We start from the raw sequence: 11993 nt of genomic DNA, 5'->3' as shown, positions 1-11993 counted from the left end.
AAGGAGAGCTACCCACCCGTGGCTGCCCAGAAGTCAGACAAGAGCAACACCTACGGCGCTTCCTCCATCACCGTCCTCGAAGGACTGGAAGCGGTCCGCAAGCGTCCCGGCATGTACATCGGTTCCACCGGTGAACGCGGCCTGCACCACCTGATCTGGGAGGTCGTCGACAACTCGGTCGACGAGGCGATGGCCGGCTACGCGAGCAAGGTCGAGGTGACCCTGCTCGAAGACGGCGGCATCCAGGTCGTCGACGACGGCCGCGGTATCCCCGTCGCGATGCACGCCTCCGGTGCCCCCACCGTCGAGGTCGTCATGACCCAGCTGCACGCGGGTGGCAAGTTCGACTCCGACGCCTACGCGGTGTCCGGTGGCCTGCACGGCGTCGGCATCTCGGTCGTGAACGCGCTGTCCACCAAGGTCGAGGTCGACATCAACGTCGACGGCCACCACTGGACACAGACGTACGACCACGCCAAGCCGGGTCCGCTGGTGCAGGGCGAGCCGACGAGGGAGACCGGCACCACCGTCCGGTTCTGGGCGGATCCCGAGATCTTCGAGACCACCACCTACAACTTCGAGACGGTCGCACGTCGCCTGCAGGAGATGGCGTTCCTCAACAAGGGACTCACCATCACCCTCACCGACGAGCGCGTCGCGGAGGAGGAGATCACCGACGACGTCGTCTCCACCACCGCCGAGGCCCCCAAGACGGCCATCGAGACCGAGGAAGAGGCCGCGGCGCCGAAGGCACCGAAGGTCAAGTCGCGCGTCTACCACTACCCGGGTGGCCTCGAGGACTACGTGCGGTTCATCAACCGCACCAAGCAGCCGATCCACAACTCGGTCGTCGGCTTCACCGCGAAGGGCACCGGCCACGAGCTCGAAATCGCGATGCAGTGGAACTCCGGCTACTCGGAGTCGGTGCACACGTTCGCGAACACCATCAACACCCACGAGGGTGGCACCCACGAGGAGGGCTTCCGTGCGGCGCTCACCTCGGTGGTGAAGAAGTACGCGAAGGACAAGAAGCTCGTCAAGGACAAGGATCCGGAGCTCACCGGTGACGACATCCGCGAAGGTCTCGCCGCGATCATCTCGGTGAAGGTCGCCGAGCCGCAGTTCGAGGGCCAGACCAAGACCAAGCTCGGCAACACCGAGGTCAAGTCGTTCGTGCAGAAGGCCTGCAACGAGAACATCGCGCATTGGTTCGAGTCGAACCCCGCGGACGCCAAGACCATCGTCACCAAGGCCGTGTCGTCGGCGCAGGCCCGCACCGCGGCCCGCAAGGCCCGTGAGCTGGTCCGCCGCAAGAGCGCCACCGACATCGGCGGCCTGCCCGGCAAGCTGGCCGACTGCCGCTCCAACGATCCGAGCAAGTGCGAGATCTACATCGTGGAGGGCGACTCCGCAGGCGGCTCGGCCAAGTCGGGCCGTGACTCGATGTACCAGGCGATCCTGCCGCTGCGCGGCAAGATCATCAACGTCGAGAAGGCCCGGATCGACCGCGTCCTCAAGAACGCCGAGGTCCAGTCGATCATCACCGCGTTCGGCACCGGCATCCACGACGAGTTCGACATCAGCAAGCTGCGCTACCACAAGATCGTGCTGATGGCCGACGCCGACGTCGACGGCCAGCACATCGCGACGCTGCTGCTGACGTTGCTGTTCCGGTTCATGCGCCCGCTCGTCGAGCAGGGCCACGTGTACCTGGCGCAGCCGCCGCTGTACAAGCTCAAGTGGCAGAAGGGTGCCGCCCCCGAGTTCGCGTACTCCGACCGCGAGCGCGACGGCCTGCTCGAGGCCGGCGCGTCGTCGGGCAAGAAGATCAACAAGGACGACGGCATCCAGCGCTACAAGGGTCTGGGCGAGATGAACGCCAAGGAACTGTGGGAGACCACGATGGACCCGAGCGTCCGCGTGCTGCGTCAGGTCACCCTCGACGATGCCGCGGCAGCCGACGAGCTGTTCAGCGTCCTCATGGGCGAGGACGTGGAGGCGCGCCGCAGCTTCATCACCCGCAACGCCAAGGATGTTCGTTTCCTGGACGTCTGAGCCACCATGCGACAGAGCCGGGCGCTTGTGATGTCAGTCACTTTGGCGCCCGGCTCGACGCGTTCCGGTGAAGGTAATAGGGCACGCCGGTATCACTGTGACTTTTCGGTCGGGTCGACCGAAAAGTCACAGAGGTCGGTCGTCCACATGAATCACGACACGATATCGACTCGGGAACGATAAGGCCCCGGCGGGAGTCGCGGAGCCTTTAGACTCCGGATCCGCCCAGGGCTGTCCTCGACTCCCTCCGGCGAAACTTGTTCTGTGGTCCGGGGGAGGGCACGGGCGCGGCAACGTGTGCTGGACCTGGGTGGAAAGTGAGCTTGGACGATGAAGACCCAATCGCGGCCTGTCAGCAGGCTCGGGAGGCTGTGGAACCTCGAGGGCTGGGGTCTGCGCTGGAAGGTCACCGCGGTGGTCGCCCTTCCGATCACCGTCGCGACAGTGCTCGGCGGCCTGCAGGTGCAGGACCAGTTCAGTCGTGCAGTGAGATACAGCGACACCGCGGACCGAGTCGCCGGTGTTCCCGACATCGTCACTCTCAGTAACGAATTCGGCCTGCTCTCCGCCGGCTACACGGCCGGTACGTTCAAGAAATCGGACCTCGGGGACTTCAACGAGACGGTCGTCGCGGGACGCGCCGCCGCCGAGAATCCCGCGATGCCCGCCGATCTGGCCGACCTGGTGCGGTCCTCGCTGGTCGTGGTCGAGAGCCTCGTGGCCGACATCGAGTCCGGCACCGTGGCCAGCCCGAACCTGCCGGCCGAGACCGCGAAGGTCCGCGAAGACCTGATGCGCGTCGTCGACGAGATCGTCGGACCCATCCAGGACCCAGCCGTCATCGTTGCCTTCCGTCACCTTCACGACCTGGCAGATGCGCAGCAGGCCCTGACTGACCAGGTCGCCGGCATGATGACCCACCTGATGGACACCACCAAGCCGCCGAGCGCGATGGTCGCCGCAGGTGGCGCGGAGCTCGCGCTGATCGACGCCATGATGCGCGCGTACCCGGACTCGATTCCGGTGCTCGAGAAGACTCGGGATTCGGGTCAGGCTCGTCTGGACCTGATCATCAACTCTCCGGCCAGCGAGATCCAGTTCCAGATGCGTGATCTGTTGTACGGCAGTGTCAACAACTACACCGAACTCGTCGGGAAGACATCCAACGTCATCGCCGACACGGTCGCCGCACGCGCCGACGAGACGTCCGCCGCGGCGTTGCGCGCCGCGGTCGTGGTGCTTCTGACGCTCCTCGCGACGATCGTTCTGGGCATCCTGGTCGCCCGGTCCCTGATCCGCCCGATCCGCCGGCTCCGGCACGGGACGCTCGAGGTGGCGAACGAGGACCTGCCCGCGGCGATCGAACGGATCAAGGTCGGTGACGGCTCCGCGGTCACCGACTTCGAACCGATCCCGGTGTACACCACCGAGGAGATCGGTCAGCTCGCGCGCGCGGTCGACGACATGCACGGTCAGGCACTGCGGCTCGCCGGCGAGCAGGCGCACCTCCGCCTGCAGATCGGCGACATGTTCGAGACGCTCGCCAGGCGCAGCAAGTCGCTGGTCGACCAGCAGTTGGGCCTCATCGAGAACCTCGAATTCGAGGAGAAGGATCCCAAGCGGCTCGAGAGCCTGTTCCGGCTCGACCACCTCGCTGCCCGCATGCGCCGCAATGGCGACAACCTGTTGATCCTGTCCGGCAACCGTGTTCACCGCGCCCAGTCCGCCCCGGTGCAGATCGGTGACACCGTGCGCGCCGCGATGTCGGAGGTCGAGGATTACCAGCGGGTGCAGGTCGGGTCCACCCCGCAGGGCGCTTTGAGTGGTGCCGTCGCCGCCGACGTCGTGCACCTGCTGGCCGAACTGCTCGACAACGCGCTGCGCGCCTCCCCGCCGGACAGCAGGGTGAAGATCTCCTTCGCCCGCGCGGTCGACGGTGGCATGGTGCTCGAGATCGCCGACAGCGGAATCGGCATCCCCGCGGAGCGATTCGCCGAGATCAACGAGCGTCTCGCCTCGGGTGGCGCGGTCGGTCCGGAGACCGCCCGGCACATGGGCCTGTTCGTGGTCGGCCGCCTCGCGGCCCGGCACGGACTCACGGTCCGCCTGCGGCGCACGCACGAGACCACGTCCGATCAGGGCGTCACCGTGAGCGTGCACATTCCCGACACCCTGTTGGTCTCGCCGCTCGAGATGCCGCACACCGGCCCGATTCCGCGCCTCGACACCGGTGGGCTTCCGCCGGTGTCCATCGTCCACTCCGGTGCGATGCCGCAGCTGGTCGCCGAATCCGCCCCGCCCGCACCGGAGCCTGCGGCGAATCCGAGCGTCACCCTGCCCCAGCGGACTCCCGGCGCGATGGACCTGCCGCGACGCACCCCAGGTGCCACGGAGTTGCCGCGGCGCACTCCCGGGGCCGGTGTCCCCGCACCACAGCTCCCGGTGGATCCCGATCGCGTGCGCGATGCGCCCGTGGACCGGTCCTCGGCTCCGACCACGCCCGCACCGAAGTCGCTGCCGCCCGTGTCCGCGCCCGGTGCACCGGCTTTCGTGGGTCTCGAGCCCGCCGAAACCCCTCGCGAAGCGCCGGTCGACAGCCCCTCGCCTTCGCGGCGTCACCGCTACCTGAGTAATGCCGCGAAGACCGCGTCGTTCTTCCAGGCGCGTCCGAATGCTCCTGCATCCCAGGAGGTCACGGCGGCCGGGACGCCGATCTTCTCGGGCATGGTGACGGACTGGCTCACGGACCCGACCGAGTCGGGGAACGTCGGGAAGTTCGAATGGGCTTCGGCGGCCGACCAGGGATGGACGGCCGCCCACCGAGCCAGCGAGGCTCCGGTGGAGGACAGGACCGAATCGGGTCTGCCACAGCGCAAGCCGGGACATCGACTGGTACCGGGCGGGGTCGACGCCGGGGATCGGAGCGGGACCCGATCGCGGCTCCGCGACCCGGAAGCCGTCCGTGAGAATCTGAGCCGCCACCAAAAGGGAACTCGCGAGGGCCGCGCGGCGAGCGCGGCCGAGCGCGCCAGTATCGGAGGAGACACATGAGCATCGATCAGGGAATGGTGTCGAACGGGGACCAGCGCTCCGGCGGCGCCCACCCGCTCGACTGGTTGGTCTCGAACTTCGCGAGGGAGGTTCCGGGCGTCTCGCACGCCGTGCTGGTGTCCGCGGACGGCCTGCTCATGGCAGGCAGCGAGCACCTTCCGCGGGATCGTGCCGAGCAGCTCGCGGCGGTCACCTCCGGGCTCGCCAGCCTGTCCGCGGGGGTGTCGAACCTCTTCGACGGCGGCGGCGTCCTGCAGTCCGTCGTGGAGATGCAGCGCGGCTACCTGTTGCTGATGAGTGTCGGTGACGGGTCGCACCTGGCCGCGCTGACCTCGACGTCGTGCGACATCGGGCAGGTCGGGTACGAGATGGCGCTGCTCGTCGAGCGGGTCGGCGCTTCGGTGCAGGCCACGCCGCGATCGACGTTCGGGTCCTGACCGGGCCGTGGTGATGAACGACGAGTACGACGAGGTGAACGTGCGCGGGCCGAATCTGGTCCGTCCGTACTCGCTGACCTCGGGTCGGACGAAACCGGCGGTGGAACTGGCACTCGAGGCCCTGATCCAGGCGATGCCGGCCCGGGACTTCCAGAACTCGGATCTGGGGGACATCGAGGCGATGATCATCGCGCTGTGCGCGCAGTCGCCGTCGGTGGCCGAGATCGCCGCCCGCGTGGGTGTGCCGATCGGGGTGGCGCGGGTGCTCGTCGCCGATCTCGTCGAGTCCGGTCACCTGCGGATCCTGGCAACCCTCCAAGACGACGCGAGCGACACCGAACGCCGCGAACTTATCGAAAGGGTCCTCGGTGGACTACGCAACCTCTAGCTTCCAGCGCAACCGGGTGACCTCGACCAAGATCGTCATCGCGGGTGGCTTCGGCGTCGGCAAGACCACCCTCGTCGGTGCGGTGTCGGAAATCGTCCCGCTGCGGACGGAGGCACTCGTCACCAACGCGTCCGACGGTGTGGACAATCTCACCGCGACGCCGCAGAAATCGACCACGACCGTGGCGATGGACTTCGGCCGCATCAGCCTCGCGCCCGACCTGGTCCTGTATCTCTTCGGGACGCCGGGGCAGCAGCGGTTCTGGTTCATGTGGGACGACCTGATCCGCGGTGCGATCGGCGCGATCGTGTTGATCGACACCCGTCGACTGGACGAGTCCTTCGCCGCGGTCGACTACTTCGAGGCCCGCAACCTGCCGTTCGTGGTGGCGATCAACGAGTTCGACGACGCGCCGCGGTACCCCCTCGAGGAGATTCGTCAGGCCCTCGCGGTACCGGCGCACGTGCCGATCCTGTCCATCGACGCCCGCAACCGGGAGTCGGCGAAGGCCGCTCTGGTCGCGATCACCGAGTACGCGCTCACCCGACTCGGTCAGACCGTCGGGTAGCACCGCAGCCGTCACCGCCTTCGCCGGCGTATCCGACCCGACGCGGAAGGCCGGACAATCAGCGAGTGCTGCCGGGTCTGGCTGACCTGCACCTATAGACTTGACGGGTTGCGCGTGCCTGGCATTGGAGCCGTCGAGCTTCAACGCTTCGCACGCCCAGGGTCCGCAGGCTCTACCAGGACCGTTTGCTGAGAAGAAGAGGAGCCGATGACTGACACCACGTTGCCGCCGGAGGAATCGGGGCACGACCGCATCGAGCCGGTGGACATCCAGCAGGAGATGCAGTCCAGCTACATCGACTACGCGATGAGCGTGATCGTGGGCCGTGCGCTGCCCGACGTGCGCGACGGCCTCAAGCCCGTGCACCGCCGCGTCCTGTACGCGATGTACGACAACGGTTACCGCCCGGACCGCGGTTACGTGAAGTCCGCGCGTCCGGTCGCCGACACGATGGGTAACTACCATCCGCACGGCGACAGCTCCATCTACGACACCCTCGTGCGTATGGCGCAGCCGTGGTCGCTGCGCTACCCGCTGGTCGACGGCCAGGGCAACTTCGGTTCCCGCGGCAACGACGGCGCGGCCGCGATGCGTTACACCGAGTGCCGGATGACGCCGCTCGCGATGGAGATGGTTCGCGAGATCGACCATGACACAGTCGATTTCGTTCCCAACTACGACGGCAAGACGCAGGAGCCGACGGTTCTGCCGAGCCGGATCCCGAACCTGCTCGTCAACGGTTCCGGCGGCATCGCGGTCGGTATGGCCACCAACATCCCGCCGCACAACCTGCGCGAGGTCGCCGAGGCCATCTACTGGGCGCTCGACAACCACGAGGCCGACGAGGAAGCCACCCTCGAGGCGGTCATCGAGCGGGTCAAGGGCCCCGACTTCCCGACCGCCGGCCTCATCGTCGGCGGCCAGGGCATCCAGGACGCCTACCGCACCGGCCGCGGCTCGATCCGCATGCGCGGTGTCGTCGAGATCGAGGAGTCCGATCGCGGCGCCACCCAGATCGTCATCACCGAGCTGCCCTACCAGGTCAACCCGGACAACCTGATCACCTCGGTCGCCGAGCAGGTGCGTGACGGCAAGATTGCCGGCATCTCCAAGATCGAGGACCAGTCGTCCGACCGTGTCGGCATGCGCATCGTCGTCGTCATCAAGCGTGACGCCGTCGCGAAGGTGGTGCTGAACAACCTCTACAAGCACTCGCAGCTGCAGACGAGTTTCGGCGCGAACATGCTGTCCATCGTCGACGGGGTGCCCCGCACCCTGCGGCTGGACCAGATGATCCGTCTGTACACCACCCACCAGCTCGAGGTCATCGTCCGGCGCACGCGCTACCTGCTGCGCAAGGCCGAGGAGCGCGCCCACATCCTGCGTGGTCTGGTCAAGGCGCTCGATGCGCTCGACGAGGTCATCGCGCTCATCCGCGCGTCGCAGACCGTCGACATCGCGCGTGCCGGCCTGATCAACCTGCTGGACGTCGACGATGTCCAGGCGGACGCGATCCTCGCGATGCAGCTGCGTCGCCTGGCCGCCCTCGAGCGTCAGAAGATCATCGACGAGTTGGCCGAGATCGAGCTCGAGATCGCCGACTACCAGGACATTCTCGCCAAGCCCGAGCGGCAGCGCGCGATCGTCCGCAACGAGCTCGCCGAGATCGTGGACAAGTACGGCGACGACCGCCGCACGCGGATCATCGCGGCCGACGGTGACGTCACCGACGAGGACCTCATCGCCCGCGAGGACGTCGTCGTCACGATCACCGAGACCGGCTACGCCAAGCGCACCAGGACCGACCTGTACCGCTCGCAGAAGCGCGGCGGCAAGGGCGTGCAGGGTGCCGGGCTCAAGCAGGACGACCTGGTCAAGCACTTCTTCGTGAGCTCCACGCACGACTGGATCCTGTTCTTCACCACGAAGGGACGGGTCTACCGCGCGAAGGCGTACGAGCTGCCCGAGGCCAGCCGCACCGCCCGCGGTCAGCACGTCGCGAACCTGCTGGCGTTCCAGCCGGACGAGCGGATCGCGCAGATCATCCAGATCAAGACCTACGAGGACGCGCCGTACCTGGTGCTCGCGACCCGCAACGGCCTGGTCAAGAAGTCCAAGCTCACCGACTTCGACTCCAACCGCAGCGGCGGCATCGTCGCCGTGAACCTGCGCGGCGAGGACGAACTGGTGGGCGCGGTGCTGTGCTCGTCGGACGACGACCTGCTGCTGGTCTCGGCGAAGGGTCAGTCGATCCGCTTCTCGGCGACCGACGAGGCGCTGCGCCCGATGGGCCGTGCGACGTCCGGGGTCCAGGGCATGCGGTTCAACCAGGACGACGAACTGCTCTCGCTCAACGTGGTCCGCGAGGGCACGTACCTGCTGGTCGCCACCTCGGGTGGCTACGCCAAGCGCACGCCCATCGAGGACTACGTCCCGCAGGGGCGCGGCGGAAAGGGCGTTCTCACCATCCAGTACGACCCGAAACGTGGCACCCTGGTCGGGGCGGTCATCGTCGACGACGACGACGAGCTGTACGCGATCACCTCGGGCGGCGGTGTCATCCGCACCGCCGCCAAGCAGGTGCGTAAGGCCGGCCGTCAGACGAAGGGCGTGCGGTTGATGAACCTCGGGGAGGGTGACACCCTGCTCGCGATCGCGCGTAACGCCGACGAGCCCGAGGAAGCTGCTGCGGGTTCGTCCGATGGAGCGAAGGAGTCGTAGTTGAGCACTCCCCAACAGCCCGGCGCCGGCAAGACGGACGGCAAGAAGGACGAGGTGTCCGGCGAGTCGGCCGCCGGCCCCGCCGCCGCGAAACCTGCTGCGGGATCGGCCGAGTCGACAGCTCCCACGTCGGGTGGCGTTCCTGCAGCGGGTAGCGCTCCCGCGCAGGGTCCGGGTCCGCAGAAGCCTCCGGTCGGGAAGCCGGCGGAGCCGAAGGCGCCCGAGCAGAAGCCCGTGGAGCCGAAGGCGCCCGAGCAGAAGCCTGCGGAGCCGAAGGCACCGGAGCAGAAGCGGCCGGGACAGACGCCGCCGTGGCAGCGGGGACAGCAGCAACAGCAGCGTGAGCCGCAGACCAATCTGCCCCGCCCCGGTGGACCCGGCACGGGTCCGTCGGGGGCGGGGCCGGGCGGGGCCGGCCAGGCCGGGGGGCCCAAGCCGCCCGTCGGCAAACCCAACACCAACGGCAACGTGTCCCCGCAGGCTCCGGCCAAGTCCACCCGGCCCGTCGTGACCGGCACGGCCGCCCCCAAGCCGTCGGCTCAGCCCCAGGCTCAGCCGCCGGCCGGACCGGCCAGACCCGCCCGGCCCGTCGTGACCGGCACGGCCGCGCCCAAGCCGCCCACGTCCCCTCCTGCGGCCCCTGGCGGGTCGCAGGGGGGTGCGGGTGCCCGCCGGCCCGCTGACGCGGGTCCGGCGCCCGCCAAGACGGCGGCGAAGGCTGTGGCCAAGTCGAAGGCCGCGGCCATCGACGGGCCCACCCGCAGCATCGCCCGCACCGATCTGGCGAAGGACATGCCGGATCTGTCGTCGGTGAAGCATCCGGTGCCCGCCGGCGCGCCGAGCTCGGCCGGTTCGGCCCGTAAGGCCTCTCCTGCCGCGCTCACCGCGTCGGCACCGGCCGAGGGCGAGGGCCTGCGGGCGACTGTCCAGGTGCGTCGTGTCGACCCGTGGTCGATGCTCAAGGTGTCACTGGTGATCTCGGTGGCGCTGTTCTTCGTGTGGATGGTCGCGGTGGGCCTGCTGTACGTCGTCCTCGACGGCATGGGCGTGTGGGACAGGCTCAACAGTGCCTTCACCGAGATCGTGACCGACACCGGCAGCGGCGGACTGGTGACGTCCGGTCAGGTGTTCGGCTACTCGGCACTCGTCGGCCTGATCAATGTGGTGCTTATCACAGCGATCGCGACGATCGGTTCGTTCATCTACAACCTGTGTTCCGACCTGGTCGGTGGCGTGCAGGTCACTTTGGCGGACCCCGACTGACCAGGCAAAAGAGCGCCCCGCCGGAGCCGTTTTGGTATCCGACGCTTCGGTGGGGTAATCTTCTGCCCGGTTCAAGGGCCTATAGCTCAGGCGGTTAGAGCGCTTCGCTGATAACGAAGAGGTCGGAGGTTCAAGTCCTCCTAGGCCCACTCCACGTGCCGACGAAGGGGTCACCAACGTGAAGGTCATCCTGATCGCAGGAGCCGGATTGCTGGTGGCACTCGGACTCGCCAAGTTGCTGTCCAAGCAGCGTGGCGAGGATGTATGGCACGAGGTCACAAGTCGCTGATTCCGGTTTCCGGAGCAGTGCAGACGGGGCCTTAGCTCAGTTGGTAGAGCGCTGCCTTTGCAAGGCAGATGTCAGGAGTTCGAATCTCCTAGGCTCCACAAGTTGGTTTCACAGAACAGAGTCACTTTCTCGGAAACGAGAGGGTGACTCTTCTTCGTTGGTTCGAGCGCTTGCCGCGAGTGGGTGCGCAACCATGCACCCACTCGCGGCGACGCCGGTCTCCCTCCTCCGAGCTGCGAGCTAGCCGTCGGTGCCGGCTTCGGCGGCGAGGATGCGGTCGAGGTCGTCGAGGACGGTCATCCCGCCCAGGGGACCGACCCCGGTGATCCAGTAGGACATGTCGACCAGGTGGAGGCTGGGGAAGTACTGCGCGTTGTTCGTCACTGCCGCAGGCATCGTGCTGGCGTCGTCCGGCTTTGCGCTGGTGACGAGCACGAGGTCGGCCTTGGCTTCCCCGGCCAGTTCGGGGGACAGATCGACCGAGATCGAGTTCTCCCAGTCACGCGGAGGGATGGTGAATCCCGCGCATTCGAGAGTGCTGCCTGCGAACGAGGTGGGCCCATAGAGGGTGAGGAGCTCGTCGCGAGGCCGGACGAGCTGGGCGGTCTTGGTCTGGGTTCCGTACTTGGATGCGACCTCTTCACAGCGGTCGGTGTAGCCGTCGAGCAGTTCCTGGGCTTCTGTCGTCTTGTTCAGGGCCTGGGCGACGAAGCGGACGTTGTCCTGCCACGGGTCGGACTGGGATGCCATGTAGACGGTGGGGGCTACGGCGGCGAGCCGGTCGTACAACTCGGCGTGACGGGTTTCGGTGCCGAGGATGAGGTCCGGTTGCAACGCAGCGATCTCTTCGACGTTCGGCGCCGCTACGGTACCGACCATCTCGACGGCAGAGGCCTGTTCTCCGAGGTAGGCCGGAAGGCCCGTGGCCTCACTGAGTACCGCGGCACCGACCGGGATCACTCCCAGTGCAATCGACGTATCGAGATGGACGGGTTCCAGAACGACGATCCGTTGCGGATTGTCGGGGACGTCTGTGGTGCCGCGGGCATGTTCGACGGTGTGGACCGACGCGGATTCGGGCGTCTCGTCGGCACTCTGTCCCCCACATGCGCTCAACGCCGCGGCGGCGGTGACCACCACGCCGATGAAGACACGATTCACCTGTGTCGTAATGGGTTTCATCCGCTCTCCTGGAAGCTGTGTCGGCAGTCGGGGCCTTCG

At 67.4% G+C, this 11993-nt stretch carries 8 protein-coding genes and 2 tRNA genes; 9 read left to right on the top strand and 1 reads right to left on the bottom strand.

All coding sequences use genetic code 11. From position 1 onward, the window contains the following. The first annotated feature begins 18 nt into the window (after positions 1-18). The 9 genes from gyrB to AC1RIF_RS11770 all read left to right on the top strand — a co-directional run bounded on the left by gyrB (position 19) and on the right by AC1RIF_RS11770 (position 10870). Positions 19-2055: a DNA topoisomerase (ATP-hydrolyzing) subunit B gene (gyrB, locus tag AC1RIF_RS11810; protein WP_492601554.1), complete on the top strand. Its 2037-nt coding sequence runs from the start codon at positions 19-21 to the stop codon at positions 2053-2055. Between the two features lie 330 nt (positions 2056-2385). Beyond that, positions 2386-5106 carry an ATP-binding protein gene (locus tag AC1RIF_RS11805; RefSeq protein ID WP_492601553.1) on the top strand — a complete coding sequence of 907 codons (2721 nt, stop codon included), beginning with the start codon at positions 2386-2388 and terminating at the stop codon, positions 5104-5106. A gap of 14 nt (positions 5107-5120) precedes the next feature. Beyond that, positions 5121-5543 carry a roadblock/LC7 domain-containing protein gene (locus tag AC1RIF_RS11800; RefSeq protein WP_492601877.1) on the top strand — a complete coding sequence of 141 codons (423 nt, stop codon included), beginning with the start codon at positions 5121-5123 and terminating at the stop codon, positions 5541-5543. A 13-nt stretch (positions 5544-5556) separates the two neighbouring features. Further along, positions 5557-5931 (top strand): DUF742 domain-containing protein, encoded by a 375-nt coding sequence (locus AC1RIF_RS11795; RefSeq protein ID WP_492601876.1) that lies wholly within the window; start codon positions 5557-5559, stop codon positions 5929-5931. Positions 5932-5947: 16 nt separating this feature from the next. Next, positions 5948-6499: a GTP-binding protein gene (locus tag AC1RIF_RS11790; RefSeq protein WP_492601875.1), complete on the top strand. Its 552-nt coding sequence runs from the start codon at positions 5948-5950 to the stop codon at positions 6497-6499. A gap of 207 nt (positions 6500-6706) precedes the next feature. Next, complete coding sequence (gene gyrA, locus AC1RIF_RS11785) at positions 6707-9220, top strand: DNA gyrase subunit A (protein WP_492601552.1); 2514 nt, start codon at positions 6707-6709, stop codon at positions 9218-9220. Continuing rightward, positions 9221-10483: a DUF3566 domain-containing protein gene (locus AC1RIF_RS11780; RefSeq protein ID WP_492601551.1), complete on the top strand. Its 1263-nt coding sequence runs from the start codon at positions 9221-9223 to the stop codon at positions 10481-10483. Positions 10484-10558: 75 nt separating this feature from the next. Beyond that, positions 10559-10632: transfer RNA gene (locus AC1RIF_RS11775), tRNA-Ile, on the top strand. 165 nt (positions 10633-10797) lie between these two features. Further along, positions 10798-10870: transfer RNA gene (locus AC1RIF_RS11770), tRNA-Ala, on the top strand. Between the two features lie 142 nt (positions 10871-11012). On the opposite strand, the gene AC1RIF_RS11765 is transcribed toward AC1RIF_RS11770, so the two are convergent. After that, complete coding sequence (locus tag AC1RIF_RS11765) at positions 11013-11954, bottom strand: ABC transporter substrate-binding protein (RefSeq protein ID WP_492601550.1); 942 nt, start codon at positions 11952-11954, stop codon at positions 11013-11015. Positions 11955-11993: the final 39 nt, after the last annotated feature.

The organism is Prescottella sp. GW823-FHT02E09, from assembly GCF_058797375.1.
Note: the sequence above shows the minus strand (reverse complement) of the source record. Positions and strands in the feature narration are given on the sequence as shown.

What these genes read in the sequence shown, in the direction of transcription:
- AC1RIF_RS11805 (WP_492601553.1), top strand. Translation starts at nt 2,386, where the DNA reads ATGAAGACCCAATCGCGGCCTGTCAGCAGGCTCGGGAGGCTGTGGAAC.
- AC1RIF_RS11800 (WP_492601877.1), top strand. Translation starts at nt 5,121, where the DNA reads ATGGTGTCGAACGGGGACCAGCGCTCCGGCGGCGCCCACCCGCTCGAC.
- AC1RIF_RS11795 (WP_492601876.1), top strand. Translation starts at nt 5,557, where the DNA reads ATGAACGACGAGTACGACGAGGTGAACGTGCGCGGGCCGAATCTGGTC.
- gyrA (WP_492601552.1), top strand. Translation starts at nt 6,707, where the DNA reads ATGACTGACACCACGTTGCCGCCGGAGGAATCGGGGCACGACCGCATC.
- AC1RIF_RS11765 (WP_492601550.1), bottom strand. Translation starts at nt 11,954, where the DNA reads ATGAAACCCATTACGACACAGGTGAATCGTGTCTTCATCGGCGTGGTG.